At 40.8% G+C, this 19,326-nt stretch carries 23 protein-coding genes and 1 tRNA gene; 4 read left to right on the top strand and 20 right to left on the bottom strand.

Features of this window, described 5'->3' with window-relative positions; translation table 11 throughout:
- Positions 1–167 precede the first annotated feature (167 nt).
- A complete protein-coding gene (locus tag FILTAD_RS07000) occupies positions 168–380 on the top strand; it encodes a gamma-type small acid-soluble spore protein (RefSeq protein WP_124069760.1) in 213 nt (70 codons plus the stop codon).
- A 59-nt stretch (positions 381–439) separates the two neighbouring features.
- Here FILTAD_RS07000 and FILTAD_RS15955 read toward each other — a convergent pair whose 3' ends face one another.
- The 4 genes from FILTAD_RS15955 to FILTAD_RS06985 form a co-directional block, all read right to left on the bottom strand.
- Positions 440–592, bottom strand: coding sequence for a hypothetical protein (locus FILTAD_RS15955; protein WP_203229670.1), 153 nt, complete (start codon positions 590–592; stop codon positions 440–442).
- A gap of 77 nt (positions 593–669) precedes the next feature.
- On the bottom strand, positions 670–1,731 hold the full coding sequence (locus FILTAD_RS06995) for a permease (protein WP_124069759.1): 1,062 nt from the start codon (positions 1,729–1,731) through the stop codon (positions 670–672).
- A 237-nt stretch (positions 1,732–1,968) separates the two neighbouring features.
- A complete protein-coding gene (locus FILTAD_RS06990; RefSeq protein ID WP_124069758.1) occupies positions 1,969–2,148 on the bottom strand; it encodes a hypothetical protein in 180 nt (59 codons plus the stop codon).
- A gap of 66 nt (positions 2,149–2,214) precedes the next feature.
- Positions 2,215–3,072, bottom strand: a complete 858-nt coding sequence (locus tag FILTAD_RS06985) for an MBL fold metallo-hydrolase (RefSeq protein WP_124069826.1) — start codon at positions 3,070–3,072, stop codon at positions 2,215–2,217.
- Positions 3,073–3,293: 221 nt separating this feature from the next.
- Here FILTAD_RS06985 and FILTAD_RS06980 point away from each other — a divergent pair, with 221 nt between their 5' ends.
- Entirely contained in the window at positions 3,294–3,800 is a 507-nt protein-coding gene (locus tag FILTAD_RS06980) for a DUF3231 family protein (protein ID WP_124069757.1), read from the top strand.
- Positions 3,801–4,180: 380 nt separating this feature from the next.
- Positions 4,181–6,244 (top strand): catalase, encoded by a 2,064-nt coding sequence (locus tag FILTAD_RS06975; protein WP_124069756.1) that lies wholly within the window; start codon positions 4,181–4,183, stop codon positions 6,242–6,244.
- 136 nt (positions 6,245–6,380) lie between these two features.
- Here the strand turns inward: FILTAD_RS06975 and FILTAD_RS06970 are convergent, their stop codons facing one another.
- The 5 genes from FILTAD_RS06970 to FILTAD_RS06950 form a co-directional block, all read right to left on the bottom strand.
- A complete protein-coding gene (locus tag FILTAD_RS06970) occupies positions 6,381–6,932 on the bottom strand; it encodes an integrase (protein ID WP_124069755.1) in 552 nt (183 codons plus the stop codon).
- 391 nt (positions 6,933–7,323) lie between these two features.
- A complete protein-coding gene (locus FILTAD_RS06965; RefSeq protein ID WP_124069754.1) occupies positions 7,324–7,722 on the bottom strand; it encodes a KGG domain-containing protein in 399 nt (132 codons plus the stop codon).
- A 78-nt stretch (positions 7,723–7,800) separates the two neighbouring features.
- Positions 7,801–8,025, bottom strand: coding sequence for a KGG domain-containing protein (locus FILTAD_RS06960; protein WP_427854291.1), 225 nt, complete (start codon positions 8,023–8,025; stop codon positions 7,801–7,803).
- A 336-nt stretch (positions 8,026–8,361) separates the two neighbouring features.
- The gene (locus FILTAD_RS06955; protein ID WP_124069752.1) at positions 8,362–8,664 is read right to left on the bottom strand and encodes a hypothetical protein; all 303 of its coding nucleotides are present in this window, start codon (positions 8,662–8,664) and stop codon (positions 8,362–8,364) included.
- A 214-nt stretch (positions 8,665–8,878) separates the two neighbouring features.
- Positions 8,879–8,950, bottom strand: a tRNA-Arg gene (locus FILTAD_RS06950).
- A 189-nt stretch (positions 8,951–9,139) separates the two neighbouring features.
- Here FILTAD_RS06950 and clpP point away from each other — a divergent pair.
- A complete protein-coding gene (clpP, locus tag FILTAD_RS06945; RefSeq protein ID WP_124069751.1) occupies positions 9,140–9,754 on the top strand; it encodes an ATP-dependent Clp endopeptidase proteolytic subunit ClpP in 615 nt (204 codons plus the stop codon).
- Positions 9,755–9,886: 132 nt separating this feature from the next.
- On the opposite strand, the gene FILTAD_RS06940 is transcribed toward clpP, so the two are convergent.
- The 11 genes from FILTAD_RS06940 to lgt form a co-directional block, all read right to left on the bottom strand.
- On the bottom strand, positions 9,887–10,144 hold the full coding sequence (locus FILTAD_RS06940) for an HPr family phosphocarrier protein (RefSeq protein ID WP_124069750.1): 258 nt from the start codon (positions 10,142–10,144) through the stop codon (positions 9,887–9,889).
- 34 nt (positions 10,145–10,178) lie between these two features.
- Entirely contained in the window at positions 10,179–11,126 is a 948-nt protein-coding gene (gene whiA / locus FILTAD_RS06935) for a DNA-binding protein WhiA (protein WP_124069749.1), read from the bottom strand.
- 31 nt (positions 11,127–11,157) lie between these two features.
- Positions 11,158–12,135 (bottom strand): gluconeogenesis factor YvcK family protein, encoded by a 978-nt coding sequence (locus tag FILTAD_RS06930; RefSeq protein ID WP_124069748.1) that lies wholly within the window; start codon positions 12,133–12,135, stop codon positions 11,158–11,160.
- 4 nt (positions 12,136–12,139) lie between these two features.
- Entirely contained in the window at positions 12,140–13,030 is an 891-nt protein-coding gene (gene rapZ / locus FILTAD_RS06925) for an RNase adapter RapZ (protein WP_415579311.1), read from the bottom strand.
- 5 nt (positions 13,031–13,035) lie between these two features.
- Complete coding sequence (locus tag FILTAD_RS06920) at positions 13,036–13,509, bottom strand: 8-oxo-dGTP diphosphatase (protein ID WP_124069747.1); 474 nt, start codon at positions 13,507–13,509, stop codon at positions 13,036–13,038.
- A gap of 221 nt (positions 13,510–13,730) precedes the next feature.
- Complete coding sequence (gene trxB / locus FILTAD_RS06915; RefSeq protein ID WP_124069746.1) at positions 13,731–14,681, bottom strand: thioredoxin-disulfide reductase; 951 nt, start codon at positions 14,679–14,681, stop codon at positions 13,731–13,733.
- A gap of 80 nt (positions 14,682–14,761) precedes the next feature.
- Positions 14,762–16,285 (bottom strand): tetratricopeptide repeat protein, encoded by a 1,524-nt coding sequence (locus FILTAD_RS06910; protein WP_124069745.1) that lies wholly within the window; start codon positions 16,283–16,285, stop codon positions 14,762–14,764.
- A 66-nt stretch (positions 16,286–16,351) separates the two neighbouring features.
- The gene (locus FILTAD_RS06905; protein WP_124069744.1) at positions 16,352–16,912 is read right to left on the bottom strand and encodes an acyltransferase; all 561 of its coding nucleotides are present in this window, start codon (positions 16,910–16,912) and stop codon (positions 16,352–16,354) included.
- A complete protein-coding gene (ppaX, locus tag FILTAD_RS06900) occupies positions 16,909–17,562 on the bottom strand; it encodes a pyrophosphatase PpaX (RefSeq protein WP_124069743.1) in 654 nt (217 codons plus the stop codon). Before ppaX ends, FILTAD_RS06905 begins: the two co-directional genes overlap by 4 nt.
- A complete protein-coding gene (locus FILTAD_RS06895; RefSeq protein WP_124069742.1) occupies positions 17,555–18,499 on the bottom strand; it encodes a nucleoside recognition domain-containing protein in 945 nt (314 codons plus the stop codon). Before FILTAD_RS06895 ends, ppaX begins: the two co-directional genes overlap by 8 nt.
- 19 nt (positions 18,500–18,518) lie before the next feature.
- Complete coding sequence (gene lgt, locus FILTAD_RS06890; protein WP_124069741.1) at positions 18,519–19,325, bottom strand: prolipoprotein diacylglyceryl transferase; 807 nt, start codon at positions 19,323–19,325, stop codon at positions 18,519–18,521.
- Position 19,326 lies beyond the last annotated feature (1 nt).

Raw genomic sequence — 19,326 nt, 5'->3', positions numbered from 1 at the left:
ACAAGTGATAATCCTTGATTTAGCTATTTGTTAATTAGACATACTCAATTATAGTCTATTTTCAATGCACTGTCCCGCTTATGCATTTGATATTTTGGGAGGAAATTCCTGACTAAAAAGCCGGATTTGAGAAAAGATAATTGTATAGGGATATGGAGGTGTTTAGTATGAAGGAGAACAACATTCCTAACCAAGATACGTATACGGTAACTGGCACAAATATCGAGGAAGTGAAAAGGCAAAACGACAACTCGGGCCTGTCTTATAATGAGGCAAAGGAATTGCTTGCAAAATCAGGTGGGCATGGAACAGCTATCTACAGTGATACAAATGTCGAAGAAGTAAAAAGGAAAAACCAGTCGTTTACAGGGAATCTTTAAAGATTAACAGCAAGCCTACGTTTAAGTTGGCTTGCTGTTTTCTTTTCCCATTTTGCCGTTCACATCGTCATCGCGTAGTAAAGCACATAAAGCCAACTTAGCACCCCATGGACGATTGCCCATGCAATCGATTTGTGGACACTCCAAGAAATGACTACTGCTAAACAAGATCCTAGCCCAATACCACGTTCAATCATCTTGTTTTCCAACATTCTCCTCCCTCATTCATTAGTATAGGCGCGCTGCGTCCAACTAATAACTAGAGAGTGTCGTGTCCATATTTTTCCCACTATAAAATATACATACCAATTACACCGCTTAGTATTCCTAACAACACCACGGATCCTGCTACAAAGAACAAGACTCTTTTTGGGAAAGATCTGGCTACTAACAACAGGGATGGCAGGCTGATGGATGGTAAAGTAATGAGTAGTGCAGCAGCCGGTCCACCGCCTAGACCAAAGGACATAAACGTTTGAATGATGGGAATTTCAGCTGCAGTCGGAATGACAAACAACATACCTGCGATGGCAAAAAGGATAATCGTAAAAATGGTATTCGCAGATACCTCACTCACATGAGGGAACAACCATACACGGACCGCCCCCATCAATAAAACGGATAGGATATAAGCCGGTATAATATATAACATCATACTTCCCAGGCTTTTCATCCATCTTGACATGAATGAACCTGTCTCTTTCACTTCCGTTTTTTTCATAATTTCATCAATATCCACTTGTTTTGCATTCGGCACGAAACGATTAGCCAAATAGCTGACGCCAAACGTCAAAACAATGCCAAACAACAAACGAAGCAAAGTGAATTTCCACGACAAAACAAAAGTAATGAATATCAACGTAGCAGGGTTCAACGTCGGATTGCCAAGCCAAAAAGCAAGGCTCGCGCCTACTGATACGTTTTTCTTGCGCATTCCGACGGCAACCGGTGCGGCACAGCAAGTACACATCATGCCAGGAAGTGAAGAAAGACCTCCGATTGCTGTGCTGCCAAAAGAAGTTTTCCCAAGCACTCTTAACAACCAGTTCGCAGGCAATAACACCTGCAACAAAGACCCCAATAATATACCAAGAACAGCCGCCTTCCAAACGGAGTTGAAATAGACCAAAGCATAGGACCAAGCAGCATCCCAGGAGAAAGAACCCGCTCCCGACGGATCACCTAATATGGAATCCCCAATTGAATGGGTATTAACAGCCAACATACTTTTGCTATAATACGGCACCCATTTTAAATAGGCCAACCCTGCGACGGCGATTAATAAAAATAATAAAACATAAACAATCGTCCTTTTGGAACGGGACGACCGCGACTGTAGTGAATGATTCATCTATACAACCCTCCAAAAAATTTGACAACTGAATAAGTATAGCATTTTTCCGCGCTGTCAATTGACTTTTTTTGTATCAAGTTTTGCATAGGATGTCAGCCGTAGAAGATTCAATTAATATCTTTACTTTCATTTATTTAGTCAGTAAAAAACCGACAGAGCATAAAGCCTCTGTCGGTCGAAACACATCCATCAACTACTATTAAATTGATAAACACTACTTTTTACAGATATGGGTTACTTGTTTTTCCGCTTTTTGTTTTTGTTATTGTTCTGTTCGTTGTTATTATTATTATTTCGTTCATTAAACTGATTTACATCAAGTTCAGTTCCGAACTCTGTACGGTCTTTGTTTTCGTTTTGATTTTGGTTCCTGTTGTTGTTCTGGTTTCTGTTGTTATTATTGTTGTTTGTCATGGATATTCACCTCCGTCTACAATAAGATGTGCATCTACAGTTTTTTTATACACAAGTTGTCCCAAATTAGTTTTCGTTCCCGTCAACAAACTTTCCATATTCGGGAACAGCAATGGTTTCAAACTCATCTACAAGCTTCCGAAGACTGTCCGTCAGTAATTTCCCTTCCATAGGCATTCCGTGACCGGTAATGGCGAAAGAAGGTTTTAAGGCTTCTAATTTTTTCACTGATTCCTGTGAAGCTGCCCAGTCCGGCGTTAGATACCTCGGGGGACCACTTATCTCCTGTTCTTGGGTGAATACTTTATAAAGATATTCCTGTTTAACCGTAACAAAAGCATCTCCCGCTATTAAGGCCTTGTCTTTATCTCTGAAAAACGAAACATGTCCAGGTGAGTGTCCCGGTGTATGAATCCATCGAAAATTGGTCATATGAGGAACACTGCCGTCAGAAGGAAGCGGCTTTACATGATTCCCCAAATTGATTGGATCAACAGGGAACATGGGGGACATTTTGGATACCATGCCACCTTCCACAGTTGGATCCGGGTCTGTATAACACGTTTTACCAGTAAGATATGGAAGTTCCAATTCATGTGCATATACAGGTACATTCCAACGCTTCACCAATTCGATAATTGCGCCGACATGGTCAAAATGACCGTGAGTTAGAATAATCGCTTTTGGACGACTATCAGGCCCAAAACGTTCTTCAATAGCGGATATAATTTTTTCCGCAGAGTATGGCATGCCTGCATCGACTAATACAAATTCCTTTGAAGCGGGATGTCCCACTAAAACGATATTTACAATTTGAACAGTGTAACAATATAAATCTGGCAAGACTTCTGTTCCCGTTCCGCTTTCTATTGAGGTTGCGGGAATTCGTTTATAATCTTCCCCGTAATAAAGTTCATTTTCCAAAAGTACACCTCTTCCCTCTGCAAAAAATTTTCTTGTCGATGAAACATAAATAGTATTATCCATACGCAAAAGACTATTCGTTTGCTTTGTCTTCATCTTTCTTTCCTCATTCCACATTACTCCAATCACAACAAACAATAACGTTTTTTTCATTCGTATAATTGCTTTTGAACATCACATACTAGACCTGATTTTAGTGATAATAAAAAAGGAGTGTTTTCATGGGAGTAATGGATGGTAACCCGAAAAAAGAACCGATGCATTACGGAGAAATAATTGGTTCTTGGGCATTTGTTGGAGCTAATAATGGGCTTATTAGTGCGTATGAGGCGTTTGTCAATCATGCAGGTGACCGGGAACTCATAAAGCTTCTTGAGGAATCGGTTAAGATGATGCAATCCGAAACTAAAGAGATTGAAAAACTGTTGAAAGCGAACGGGATTGTTCCACCACCTTCTTTACCCAGCCGACCAAAAGCAACTACTGAAGACATCCCGGCAGGAGCAAGGTTTATGGATCCCGAAATTAGTGCGGCGGTTTCCATAAATGTCGGACAAGGGTTAGTATCCTGTAGTGAAGTGATGGGTCAATGTTTGCGTGAGGACATTGCCATGATGTTCGGAAAGTTCCATACGGAAAGAGCAATGTACGGGGCAAAATTATTAAAGTTGAATAAAGACAAGGGTTGGATCGTTCCTCCACCTCTTCATTCTGCTATACCTGAATAAGTAAGTATGATCCCTTTTACTACACAAAAAAAGGCATAGTCCTCGATCAAGAATACAAAAAAATGCCTATCATTTTACAAAACGAGCCTTCCCATGACTTTGATTGGGGACGGCTCGTTTTTTTGTATAGAAAGTGTACTAATTCCATGTTATGATCCGCTAATTCCCTAACAAATCCTTTAATCCTAAGCCCTTAAATGGCGATTTCCGGCCGCCATTCACAGCAACTATACGTATTTTCTATAGCCCAAAACAATAATGATTTCATTCATATTCCTTTCCACTCTATTCTAAACCAAATTAACAATGGTCTACTTTTGGGAAATCTCGCATATACATACAATTGGGTCTGAAAATTTTTAAGATGGGTTGGTGATTATGTGGATAGGTCTAGAGACGACCGAGATTTTGACGGTAATAGCAAAGATGAGCAGCTGGAAAAATACCGCGAAGAGAATACAGGACCAGGCGAGAAACTGACGAGTGATGCTGGATTAAAAATTTCAAATGATAGGTGGTCTTTGCGGGCAGGAAAACGTGGGCCAACATTATTTCAAGACTTTCATTTTTATAAAAAACAGTCACATTTTAACCGGGAACGGATTCCAGAAAAAGTGGTTCATGCAAGAGGCGATGGTGCATATGGGGAATTTGAGTTATATAAATCAATGAGACATGTCACAAGAGCCCATTTTTTGCAAGAACCTGGATGCAAAACACCTGTCTTTGTTCGATTTTCCAACTTTATAGGTAGTAAAGGCTCTAAGGATACAGCGATAGATATACGCGGTTTTGCAACGAAGTTTTACACACAAGAAGGAAATTACGATATGCTGGCACTTTCATTCGCTGTCTTCTCCGTTATGGATGCCATGAAATTTGCCGATTTTGTGCATGCGGTTAAACCGAATCCAAGAACGGATGTCCCTCAGGCCACTGTCGCGCACGATAACGCTTGGGATTATGTCGCAAATAACCAGGAAATTGCGCATTTTATTATGTGGCTTATGTCCAGCCGGGGCCGCCCAAAAAGCTGGCGTATGATGGAAGCTTGGCCGGTCAATACATTCCGATTTATCAACGAACAAGGTATATCTACCTTTGTCAGGTTTGTATGGAAACCCGTGCTCGGCGTCCATTCACTGCTGCTCGATGAGGCGAATATTATTGGAGGGGTAGACCCCGATTTTCATCGACGAGATTTACATGATGCGATTAGGCTCAAGGCCTATCCCGAATATGAACTCGGTGTGCAGCTGATTGCCGAAGAAGATGAATTTAAATACGACTTTGACATTCTAGATGATACAAAACTCTGGCCGGAAGAAGTAGTTCCTGTTGAAATAATCGGTAAACTAACTTTGAATCGGCTCGTTGATAATCACTTTGCAGAAGAAGAACAGGCTTCATTTGACCCGTCAACTATTGTTCCCGGAATTGATTTTTCTGATGATCCCGTTTTACAGGGTCGGTCATTTGCTTATCGAGATACAGATTATCATCGACTTGGGACAGGAAATATTAATGAAATACCAATCAACCAGCCTATCGTCGAAACGAACTTTAACCAACGACAAAGCGATGTGAGACATCGGATTGATGTTGATTCGGTAAACTATCATAAAAATTCTCTTGCTGGAAATACTCCTGCCGAGACCCCTCCCGAAGAAGGCGGATATGCGCATTATCCTGAAAAAGTAGAAGGGCGTAAAACGAGGGAACGCCCAAGTGAATCGTTCTATAATTTCTTTTCACAGCCAAGACTTTTTTGGAATAGTATGTCACCTGTTGAGAAACAACAAATTATAGAAACATTCAATTTTCACCTTGGATACGTAAAAAGTAAATCTGTACGCCAGCAAGTTGTCGATATGTTCGGCAACGTTGATACAGGAATGGCGACAGCAATCGCTGAAACAATCGGAGTAAATCCACCAACTAAGCCCCATGTTCCTGTAACAGCATGCTCTCCTACTCTTAGCATATCTAACACACCACATTATGCGTATTCTCAAAAAGTCGGTGTTCTCATTGGTAATGGTTTTAATGGGGATGAGGTAAGACACGTCCTGAACGTTCTAAAGGAATATGGCGTTTTCATCGAGGTTATAAGCGAGAAACTTGGTACTGTCACAGGTGCAGATGGTACAAAAATTAAAGTAGATAAGATATTTGTTTCAACCTATCCTGTTTTGTATGACTCGATTTATGTAGTTGGTGGAAGTACAGAAAATCAAAAAAAATTCAATCAAGATATCATGACTTTCATAAATGAAGCCTACAAACATTATAAACCGATTGGTATTGCAACGACTGCACAGTCTTATATTCAAGTATCAGAAAATAATAACTTAGCTGGTGTCGTTTTCGCCGCAAGTAATCCTGACTTTGCGAAAGAGTTTGTTTCTGCAATCGCTCAGCAACGTTTTTGGAATCGAAAGTAGTTTTGTCACGTCAAGAGTAAGAGTAAATTCATCCTATACAAATGCCCACCTAAAAAATAGGTGGGCATTTGTCGCTTATATTTATACCGCAAAATGTTTTCGAAGTAAGAAAAGAACCCAACGCTTTTGACCGCTATTAAGCGATTTGTTCACTATGCAACGCTACAAGGTTTGTATAGAGCTGCAGATCTTCGTTATATAAACTCAAATAAGTCGCTAACCCTTGCTCTTTCACTTCTTGAAAACTTGTCCAATCTACTAGTTCATATTTTTTATTCATTTCTTCAGCATTTTTCCATGCTGTATCCTCGAAAGCGATATTCATCTCATGTTCTTCTATCAGCATGGCGAGTAGATTGCTGTCATTATATTGTTCGTACAAAGAGTATCTATTTTTCATCTCAACTATTTCCATGGTTCTTTCAAGTGATTCCATTAAAGCTTCCCGATCCAAAGCGTGGCCTAATTCATGCAGTGTAAGCGCTTGGATATATGGTTCAGGTGCAATGGGTGTTTGCATTTCATTTAAAGCTTCCTGAATCCGCGTGGCATCGTAGCCCACATTATTGCGAATGAAATTATAACTCATATTAATCCCACAGCTTTCATGTTTCAGTTCAAGATCCATTCCCACTGCTTTCATGGTTGACTTTATCAATTGTTGAATTTCTATCTTGTTCCTGTCCATTAATTCCCCTTGCTTTCTCATGGAATTTGCTTTCACTAGCATTACGTTAGTAAGTCCATAGACTGACGACAGAGAGGTATGATAGGTATAAAAAAGTAAGAATTTTTTTCCAACCAGATTACTATATAACAAAACTTATTGTATATCAATACAAAAGTATTAGGCTTAATTTCTGAACAGATATAAAAAAATCCCACTCTTTAACGTGAGCAAGACTTCAGTTATTCTGGGTGTTATTATTCTATGTTCTTCCACTTTCAATTATGTATGATGGAATTGATTTACACATGAAAAAAGGGATGCCCGCTAAGTCGGTAAATCGACTTAGCGGACTATCCCTTGTTCACAAAATATCTAGACTGAATTCGCTGTATGAAATTTAAACTTTTACTTATTTGTTATCATCATCATTATCATTATTGGTACGTTGTTTTGCACGAGCTTCTCCGCCTTTACGGCCTGCTTCTTCCTTGCTCATTTTACCGTTACTGTTGTCGTTGCTGTCACGTTGGTTGGCACGTGCCTCGCCGCCTTTTTGACCAATTTCTTCATAAAACTCTTTATCGTGATTCGCGGAAGTCGCTTCCCCGCCTTTTTGACCAATCTCTTCATAGAACTCTCTGCCATGATTTTCGGCAGTCGCTTCTCCACCTTTTTGACCGATTTCTTCGTAGAATTCTTTGTCATGATTTGCGGCGGTCGCCTCTCCACCTTTACGACCTGCTTCTTCCAATGTCATTTTCCCGTCATCGTTGTTGTTATTGTTGCGATTATTGTTTTTCTTAGCCATTATAAATTCCTCCTCATATGATTGGATTCATGTTTCTAAAAATCACGATTTCATTTTCGGATAGACGATAATAATACTTTACTTATCATTATCCCTTTGTCCGGCTTTTGCCTCGCCGCCTTTGCGTCCTGCTTCTTCCTTGCTCATTTTACCGTTACTACTGTTACTTTTATTATTGTCACTGTTGTCCTGTTGGTTGGCACGTGCTTCGCCGCCCTTGCGTCCGATTTCCTCGTAGAACTCTTTGTCATGATTTGCGGAGGTGGCTTCCCCACCTTTACGTCCCGCTTCTTCGACAGTCATGTTTCCATCATCGTTTCTGTTGCGATTGCTTTGGTTTTTCTTAGCCATTACTTATTCCTCCTTTTTTGGTTATTGTATTTTCAAGCACATTTATTATCTTCCCTGTCAATCTATTAATAAACCTATTTTCATTGTTCAATCGTTCAGCCTCATATGAGATTAATAGATTGGTCCATAGTCAAATTCCTTTAGGTTAGGAGTGGTGCAATACTTATTAAAACTTTTAATTGCCTTCTTACTATCTCAAATTTTGTGTCAGAGTAATCGTATTAAGTACGCTATATAGCCAAATAAAAAAACGCTCAGTTGTGAGTTTTCACACTGGGCGTTTTTGTTTTATTGCACCAAGGCATTAACTTTCTTTATTAAGATACGATCAATTCGTTTCTGTTGTCGCGTCAAGTAGGATAACTTTTTCATTTTTTCAGGTTCAAACTGACCAATCATTGTTCGAACTTCCCAATCATGAATAATGAGTTTCCGGAACTTACCATTTGCAAAACGTTCTTGATACCAAACACTCTCTTCCTCTTTCAGAAAACGAACATTTCGAACAATTTCATCCTCTGTAACCTGTCTTACAAACCAACCAAGTGTTAAAATGTTAAATGCGTCAAGGAGAATCCACAAGGTTCCCATGCAATCACACCCCCGATATCTCCCTATTTCCATTCACATCACCAGTTTACGCACAAAAATCAATACTTATAACAATACTACCATTATTATCAAACAAAAGAAAAGGCAGCAGTTGCACCGAATTACTCAAAAAAAAGCGCCTATAAATGTTGAAACAACAACGTTTACAGGCGTCTTTTTATTTTCTTTACTTTTTCAAAATCAATGTAGATGATGCCCTCGGCAGGAATCGAACCTGCATTTCAAGCTTCGGAGGCTTACGTGCTATCCGTTGCACCACGAGGGCTTTATAGTCATGTTCTTTTAGTAACAGAACATGATTCATTATACTAATGAAACCGCATGAATGCAATAGTTAATTTAAGTGCGTTATATTTGACCTTTGTTGACCATACTATGTATGATAAAGTTACAGTTGAGACAAAAATAGTTTCAACAGACTGACAATAACATCTATCTTGAAGGAGGAAATGGAATGAATCTAATACCTACAGTAATTGAACAAACAAGCCGGGGTGAACGTGCTTACGATATCTATTCTCGTCTATTGAAAGACCGTATCATCATGCTTGGAAGTGCCATTGATGACAACGTAGCGAACTCCATCGTTGCACAGCTTCTATTCCTTGAGGCAGAAAACCCGGATAAAGAAATTTCAATCTATATCAACAGTCCAGGAGGAAGCATCAGTGCCGGAATGGCGATTTATGATACAATGCAATTTATCAAGCCTGATATTCAAACAATCTGTATCGGAATGGCTGCATCAATGGGTTCTTTCCTTCTTTCAGCAGGTACAAAAGGCAAACGGTTTGCTCTTCCAAATGCCGAAGTGATGATCCATCAGCCTTTAGGCGGAGCACAAGGGCAAGCGACTGAAATCGAGATTGCTGCAAAACATATTCTCTTCATTCGCGAGAAACTGAATACAATTCTTGCAGAGCGCACAGGACAGCCTGTTGAAGTTATTGCACGAGATACTGATCGTGACAACTTCATGACTGCTGAGCGTGCGAAAGAGTATGGACTAATCGACCACATCATCACACGCAGTGATATGAAAGATAATCCTGAAGACAAAAAGAAATAATAATTGTGATGCCGACCTTTTTAAAGGGTCGGTTTTTTATTATCTGGAGTGGGTTATGTACCCGAGTAGCCCCGCACAAAATAAAAACCGTTTCCATACACCTGCAATGGTGAGAAACGGTTTGAATAATCATTAACTTTCGGTTTCAACAAGTTCAGCTAGAGAACGTAGTGCTTGCTCTTCGTCAATACCATCCGCAAGGAGTGTAACAATCGTTCCGCGTGCAACGGCAAGGCTCATTATGCCCATAATACTCTTCGCATTCACTTGCCGATCTCCTTTTTTCAAATAAACGTCAGCCGTATATTTATTTGCTTCTTGAACGAAAAGTGCTGCTTGACGTGCTTGCAAACCAGTTTTCATTTTTACTTCTACAGTTCTTTCTTCCATATATGTAACTACTCCTCTCTTTTTGCCGGTCCATTCACTGACTCCCTATTCCTCCATTGCGAAGGTTTTCGGCTATTCCTTCCAGTTTTCTAAGTCGATGATTCACGCCTGATTTACTCACTGTTCCACCTGTTACCAATTCACCAAGTTCCTTCAATGTAATGTCTTGGTTTTCAACCCGCAAGGTTGCAATTTCTTGTAGCTTGTCTGGCAGCTGGTCCAATCCAATGGTCCGTTCGATGAATTTTATATTTTCCACTTGACGTTGCGCCGCGCCTATTGTTTTATTAAGATTTGCTGTTTCACAATTTACAAGCCGATTCACGCTGTTTCTCATGTCCCGGATAATCCGTACATCCTCGAATTTCATGAGTGAGACATGCGCACCTACAATACTAAGAAAATCAGCTATTTTTTCGGCTTCCTTCAAATAGGCGACATGCCCATTTTTCCGCTCAATCGATTTTGCATTCAACTGGTACCTATTCATTAATTCTACTAATGCTTCACTATGCTCTCTATAGATTGAAAAAATTTCTAGATGATAGGAAGATGTTTCCGGATTATTGACAGAGCCGCTTGCCAAGAACGCACCACGTAAATAGGCACGCTGACAGCATCTACTTTTTATTAACGGCTTGGATATCTCATTTTTAAACTGAAATGTACCTGTTAGAATCAGTAAGTCTTCAAGAAGAGTCTTAGCTCCTTCTCGGATGCGGCAAATATAAACATTATTTTTTTTCAACCGCATCTTTTTTCGGACGAGCAGTTCTACCTTGTAGGGATACAATCGTTTCAAGTTGGAGTAAAGGCGCCTAGCAATCGCAGCATTCTCCGTTTGTACATCTAGACTCAATTGTTTGTTGGAAAAGGACAATGCCCCATTCATTCTGATGAATGCTGCAATTTCTGATTTGGTGCAACAATCATCTGCTTCCATTTGAGTCAATTCTTTCTTTATTTCCGATGCAAAAGACATGATACTCTTCCTTCCCCGGTGACGATTACATCTATTTCTCTACGTTTGTATTTTCCATGTATTCCATTAACCAATTAGACACTTTTTCTGCATCATGCAGGAAGCTACCATTATCAAAGACCGCAATGTCTTTGATAACTATGTCCTTCACCAGCTGCAACAACGAATCAAGATCGTTTTCCACAAGCCAAGGGGGGCCGATTTGCTCAGAGCCCTCAAAGAACGATGAAAAGTCTGTATCGCTTAATAGGATTGTATCGATAAATGCTTCACCTGCATGATCGTACAAAGCCTGGATATGCTCGGATGCTGTATACCGGTATGTCTCGCCAGCCTGTGCAGTCAAGTTACTAATATATACTTTTTTCGCGTCACATGCCAACACCGCTTCCCGAATTGCCTGAACAAGAATTGTTGGTAATATGCTTGTATACAGGCTACCGGGGCCAAACACGAGAAGGTCCGCCGCCATAATTGTCCTAATCGTCTCAGGGAGGGGTTCCACTTCTTGCGGGGAGAGATATACTTTTCTAATCTTATGACCATATACAGGAATTTTAGATTCCCCTGTTATGATACTTCCATCCTCAAGTTCCGCATGCAGCGTGATGCGCTGATTTGCAGCAGGTAACACTTTTCCTTTGATATTGAGAACCCGACTCATTTTTTCGACAGCATGTGCAAAATCACCCGTTATATCCGTTAAAGCAGCCAACATCAAATTGCCAAGTGAATGCCCTTTCAAATCTTCAGAAGTTGAAAAACGATATTCAAACATCTCTTCGATAAGCGGCTCGACACCTGAAAGCGCTGCCATCACTTTGCGGATGTCACCTGGTGGCGGGATATCATATTCGTCCAAGAGCCTACCCGAGCTTCCTCCATCGTCAGCAACAGTGACAACTGCCGTCAAATCCACTGCGTGGTTTTTCAATCCACGCAGTAATGTGGACAATCCGGTCCCTCCCCCGAAAACAACAACCTTTTTCACCTTACCGGATCGCGACATTATGTCACTCCTTCCTATTTTCAATATCCCGGTGGGTGATGAATGTCTTGTACTCTTCTTTAAACCGCTTTCCAAAGAATTCGGCTAACGTGACAGAACGATGTTGTCCGCCTGTACATCCAAATGCAATAACAACTTGTGATTTCCCCTCATTCTTATACTGTGGAATAAGAAACTTGAACAAATCGGATAACTTTTCGATAAGCAACCGCGTGTCGCTCCATTTCAGTACATAATCGGATACTTCCTTATCAAGCCCTGTTTTCGGTTTCAGTTCTTCAATATAAAAAGGATTAGGTAGGAACCGTACATCAAATACAACATCCGCATCAATCGGCATGCCATGTTTAAAGCCAAAAGAAATAAAGTTTACAGTAAATCCTGAGTCACCGCTTGTCGAAAACTCTGTTATAATTTTTTCTCTTAGTTGCCGTGGCTTCAATTTAGATGTGTTGTAAATCGAACGTGCCCGGCCTTTCATCTCCGATAATAGCTGCCGTTCTTTTCGAATACCCGCAAGTGGCAAACCGCCATTTGCAAGTGGGTGGGATCGTCTCGTTTCCTTGTAACGTTTAACGAGTGTTTCATCGTCCGCCTCTAGGAATAAAATTCGTGAAGAGACACCCTCAGTGTGTAGAAGGCCGTCAAGTGCACCAATAAGAGAATCGAACAAATCACCACCGCGCGTGTCCATAACGGCTGCAATCCGTCTCATCCGTTTTTCAGACTTCATCATCAGGTCTAGGAATGTGACAAGTAATTCAGGAGGTAGATTATCGATACAATAAAAACCAAGATCCTCGAAGCTTTGCATCGCAACTGTTCGTCCCGCACCTGACATACCCGTAATGATAACTAACTCCATGTCACGATTTGGTGTTTCATTTCCAGCCATTCCCATCATCCTTCCACTGATTTTTGAATCACTTCTTTCAACAGTTTAAATTCCTTGGTGTAATAGAATGTGCCATATTGTGTTCCACTCTGTGAAATAGCGAATTGTAAATTCGTCCGGTCACCTTCCGCCATCGGCAATGTCGCCAAACTTTCCACGGGATGCCATTCTAGCACTCCTTCAGTCGTCGTTTCGTACGGAATGCCTGTTAGGTCCCTAGCGATGAATGTATACAGCATCCATTCATCCTCAATCGTTTCCCCGGCTGTATCTGTTATTACCATTGTATAAATGCCTTTTAAATGCGGAGCAATCGGTGTTGCTCCTGTTTCTTCTTTAAATTCCCTACACGCCGCCTCATAGATGGACTCGCCCGGTTCCATTTTTCCACCCGGTGCTACATACCAACCACGTCGCGGCTTTTTCAATAATAATACATGATCATCTTTAATCATTAGCAGATTTGCGATTCTTTGCATAGATATATCCTCACTTTTCAGGAACGCTTACTTTCATTATACATTGTATCCATGTGAAACAACATAAAAAGAAGACCATCTTCCCGAATAAGCCGGTAGATGGTCTTTGAATCTTACTATATCAAAAGGGGGGTCAATTGATAATTCTACTATACCCCAAACATGTTGCATTCCTGTTACAGCTATGTTAAAGATACATTAAGTTGAATTGGATTTTGATATTACGCTTCTGTAGCGATACTTTCCATCAATTCTTCAATGTATTTTTGTACAGCTTGTGCAGCAATACTACCGTCCCCTGTCGCTGTAACCACTTGACGCAATAATTTCTCACGCACATCTCCTGCTGCATATATGCCAGGCACAGACGTTTCCATTATGTCATTTGTTTTCACATAACCGTTTTCATCTAGAATACCTAACTTTTCAAAAGGAGTTGTTAGCGGATCCATTCCGATATAGACAAACATACCGTCTGTTTCAAATTCTTTTTCTGTACCGTCAACTGTTGAAACAAGCGTAACTGAGCCAACTTTGCCATTCTCGGCATTTACTTGTTTCACTGTGGTATTCCAGATGAAATCAATTTTATCATTTGCAAATGCACGGTCTTGAATAATTTTTTGAGCACGCAGCTCTTCACGTCGATGAACAATCGTCACCTTATCCGCAAAGCGTGTCAAATATGAACCTTCTTCAACTGCCGAATCACCACCGCCAATTACGACGACATCTTTCCCTTTGAAGAAAGCACCATCACAAACCGCACAGTAGCTTACGCCGCGTCCCGTGAGCTCCGTTTCGCCCGGGATTCCCATTTTTTTATATTCTGCACCTGTTGTAATTATAATTGCTCGTGCCTTGTATTCTTTGCCGCCTGCGACAATTGTTTTGTAGCTTCTTCCGTCTATAATCTCTGTTACATCGCCATATGCGTATTCCGCACCGAATCTCTTCGCATGGTCAAACATCTTCGTAGAAAGATCCGGACCTAAAATGCTTTCAAACCCAGGATAGTTTTCGATTTCTTCCGTGTTTGCCATTTGGCCGCCCGGTACGCCTCGTTCAAGCATTAATGTAGATAAATTACCACGGGATGTATAAACAGCAGCCGTCATGCCTGCTGGACCTGCACCAATAATAATAACATCGTATATCTTTTCATTTATCATGTGAACTTCCTCCTCCACACCATTTACACTTCAAATCGTATAAGATTCCCATGGTTTATTCAACTTTTCTGCTTTTCCATTCAGTTATCTAAATGAGGTAAAAACTCAATTAACTCGTTTACATACTTTGTCAATGTCGGCACTGAAATATCGAACTTACTAGCAATCGCCTTTTTCGTCACACCTGTATAGCGTGAAGACTGGAACATATAATCTGTAGCTGCGGCTAGTGCTGCAGGATTACGGAATGGATATGAACGTGTCATCGCATTTTCACAAAGCGTAAACCACATTTGCAGAAGATGCGTTGCTTGAAGGTCGAGTGGACGATAGTTAGCATAGAGTAATTCAGTCGTTTCGAGTGCCCGTCTGAACGAATTACTAAAAGTTGTCGTGGATATGAAATCATCATCAAAACCAGTGTTCAGGAATAATTGTTCCAATTCGCTTAGCTTTTCAATCTCTATATAAGAAGGATGCGAGAGAATCTCTTGTTTATGTCCCGACTTTCCTAATAGGTAAAGCCCCAACATTCGCTCACTTCTATAGACATTCTGAATTTTACTTAACAAAAATTCACGATCTTGTTCAATAGACCCTGCCTGAATATCCTCTTGAACATTTTTCCACGGTTCGTATCCTTCTTTCGTTGGATCCATTTCAACCAAGGTTTTATAAGCTTCACGCGCCACGCCCTCATGCCCTGAAAAGTAAGCCGAATGCGACAACCAGAAATAATAGCCCGCATCCCCCTCAAAACCACGCTTTTGAATACTTCTAAGCCATTGGAACGCTTCTTTATGTCGTCCAATAAGCGCAAACGTTGCTCCCAACTTAAAACGGTTTTCAAATTGATACGGCTTAATCTTAACAAGTAATTCAATCAAAGACGCCAGTTCTTCTTCCTTCTTTTCATAATAATAAAAGACGGCAAGATTGCATAAGGCATGCAAATTTCCTTTGTCATGATTTAATACATCATATAGTAACTCACTTGCCTGGTTCGTTTTCCCGATATAAAAATAGGCAAGTGCCAAGTTATTGTACGCTGCCCAAAACTCAGGGTAGTCCACAATAATCGACTCAAGTAATTCCACTGCCGACTTGAAATCCCCTGACTCCATCAAACGACGCGCTTTTTCCTGCAGGAGAAATACTTCGCCATCCGGCATTTCATCTTCATCATAAGATTCTTTTTCCTGCTCTGCAAAATCGACAATTTCCATCGCCTCGTCTGCAAGTGGTCCGTCAGGATGAAGCGAAATATACTTTTCCGCATATATTTTCGCATCACGTAACAACCCAAGATGTGCATGGACTTCCGACAAGTAAAAGATAATTTCCGCATCAGTCGGATCAAGCTCATTTGCAGTCATGAGTAAATCATGTGCTTCTTCAAATCGCCCATCTTCCATGACAAGCACACCATATTGCATAAGAATAAGCGGATCATTCGGACTTAACTCCATTGCCCTTTTCAAGTACTTTTGGGCATCAACAAATCGCTCTCGTTGTATTGCCTGAATCGCTTTACTATAATAAAATTCACCGTCTGGTATGAACGAGATCACTTTTTTGCTTTGTAGCTTACGTTTATTATCCAATCATATTCCCCCGAAAAAATAAGAAGGAACGAATATACGTCCCTTCCCGTTATCTTTCCTATTATATCATAAGTTATTCGTACGCAACTCGTTTTCAATATCCTGATTGCCGACAGATTGTTTCCCTCGCTCATCCATTTGCGCTTTCGAAAAAATAATTTTAACTGGGTTCCCGCCCGCAAATACACCAGGTGGAATATCCCGATTCACAAGTGAAGCAGCTGAAACAATCGCTCCGTCACCAACCTCCACACCGGGGAGTATTGTTGTATTTGCACCTATTAAAACATTGTCTCCAATAACGACATCGCCAATCCGGTATTCGTCTATTAAATATTCATGTGCAAGTATGGTCGTATTGAAACCGATGATTGAATTGCTCCCGATTTTGATCCGCTCCGGGAACATGACATCAGGCATAACCATCAATGCAAAGGCAGTCTTCTCACCGACTTCCATGTTAAGGAATGTACGGAACATAAAATTTTTTACGGATACGAAAGGTGTATATCTTGATAATTGAATAACGACAAAGTTTTTTGCAACTTTAAAAAAAGGGACCGTTTTATAAATATGCCAAAGTGAATTCGCATCCCCCTTCGACGGATGCCGCTCAGTCCTTCTCAACCTTTTTCCTCTTTAACAATTTCGAGTAAATCCGAAATATGCTGAAGCATATAATCAGGCTTATAACTCTGTAAAAATGATTCCCCTTTTGCAGACCATGCCACTCCAGCGGTGCGGACACCCGCATTTTGTCCGCCTTCAATGTCATGGTAGTTATCCCCGATCATTAATGATTCCTCTTTCGTCGCGCCCAGTCTTTCCAACGCAAGTAAAATCGGTTCAGGATCAGGTTTTGTTTTTGCAACGTCATCCATGCAAATCACTTCATCAAAGATACCTTCAGCATTTATAAGGTGAATGCCCCTCATGACCATGTCTTTTCGCTTTGTAGAAACAACAGCCATCTTCACGCCAGCCACTTTCAATAAATTCAGCGTTTCCGAAACACCGTCAAATTCGCTTGCAAGCTCATCATGCATCGAACTGTTCCACGCCCTGTATTCCGCAATAAGATCCGCCGTTTTTGCAGGATTAATTGAATCGAATGACTCCTGTAACGTTGGTCCAAGGAATTTCAAAATATCGATTCGCTCATACTTCCCCGGATAATGATTGCCAAGTACGTGTTGGAATGTCTGAATGATCAACTCGTTTGTATCAAGTAATGTACCGTCAAAATCAAATAATAAAGTTGTAATTGGTTTAGCCATCTGTAACCGCAACCTCCTTCTCTTTCTGTTGTTCCGCCCGCTTCCACAAATATGCGACAAGTATTGTAAGTACAAATGCCGTTACAATACGGATAATCAGTAATGGAAGCACAGGAATGCCAAGCGGGATGAAAATCAATGTATCTTCAATAACCGCGTGGCATGCAACAAGGAAAATGAATGCAAGCGTCGCATCCTTCTTGCTGACACCATCCTCTTGTACAGCCTGAATCATCACACCCGCCCCATAGGCAAGGCCGATTACCAGACCCGCAACCAATGTCATTGATGCATTTGGTTTCACACCAATCACTTTGGTAAAAGGTGCGAGTTTTTCCGAAAACCTGTTTAAATAGTTATAGTCTTTTAAATACTGAACAATAATCATAAGAGGGATTACAATCAATGCAAGCTGCAATACACCGAACGATGCCTTTTGCAAACCTATTATCACAATCTCCATCCAACCATTTGGCACAGCAGTCACTGTCGGTGCCATACCATAAACTGCCGTACTACCGCCACCACTCCACAATACATTAATAAGTATGCCGGACAATGCAGCAAGACCGAAACGGACGACAAGCACAATCCATAATTTCACGCCGACTTTCAATGCTACACCCGTTTCTATAAATAGATTGTGTGAGAATGAAAGCATGACTGCAATGATGAATACTTCTTTAACCGTCAAATCAAGTGATAAAATGCCTGCTATTCCCGCGTATAAGTTAAGTGCATTTCCCAGTACTAACGGGATTGCTGCTTCTCCACTCAAACCAAAAAGTCCCATCAAGGGTTCGACAAGCTTCGTGATCCATTGCAAAATGACGGTATGTTGTAAAAAAACGACAAGCACCGTTATCGGAAAAATGATTTTCCCCAATGCCCACGTTGTTTTAAGACCAGCTTTTAAACCATTCCGTAACGTCTCCACACACCCATCCCCTCATTTATCAATCTTTATAATTCACGTCCACTTTTTGAACAAACCGTCTATAGACGAAGATTACAATCGCAACAACGATGGCTATGACTGACACAAGCTGCGCTGCTCGCAACTCCCCAATAACATACAGACTATCTGTCCGCATCCCTTCGATGAAGAAGCGACCTGCGGAATACCAAACTAGGTAGAATAAGAACATCTCTCCCCGTTTCAGATTCACCCTTCTTAAAAGGATAATGATGATGAGACCTACAACGTTCCACAGTGATTCATAGAGAAAAGTCGGGTGGTAAGTTATTCCTTTAATCGTCATTTGTTGCATGATCCAATCAGGAATTATTGTATTTTGAAGAAATGTTTCAGATACAGGTCCGCCATGTGCTTCCTGATTCATGAAGTTTCCCCATCGTCCAATTATCTGACCAATGAGAAGACCGGCTGCCGCTATATCCGTTACTTTCCAAAACGATACACCACGATGTTTCGTGAAAAAGTAGGTCGTTAAAAATGCACCAATGAGTGCTCCGTGTATAGCGATTCCGCCTTCCCAAATCTCAAAAGCTTTCCACGGCGTATCCTTATACGAATCCCATTCAAAAACAACATAGTAAATACGAGCACTGATTATTGAAATTGGAACTGCCCAAATGAGTAAATCGGTTAAGAAATCGGGATGCATTCCGCGTTTCACCATTTCCCGTTGGACAACGATAAAGGCAAGAACAATTCCAAGTGCGATTAATATGCCATACCAACGAACTTCTATTGGTCCGAGCGATATAGCAATAGGATTGATTGCAAGTAAGTTAAACATA

It is taken from the genome of Filibacter tadaridae (assembly GCF_900609045.1).
GTDB classification, from domain to species: domain Bacteria; phylum Bacillota; class Bacilli; order Bacillales_A; family Planococcaceae; genus Sporosarcina; species Sporosarcina tadaridae.
Note: the sequence above shows the minus strand (reverse complement) of the source record. Positions and strands in the feature narration are given on the sequence as shown.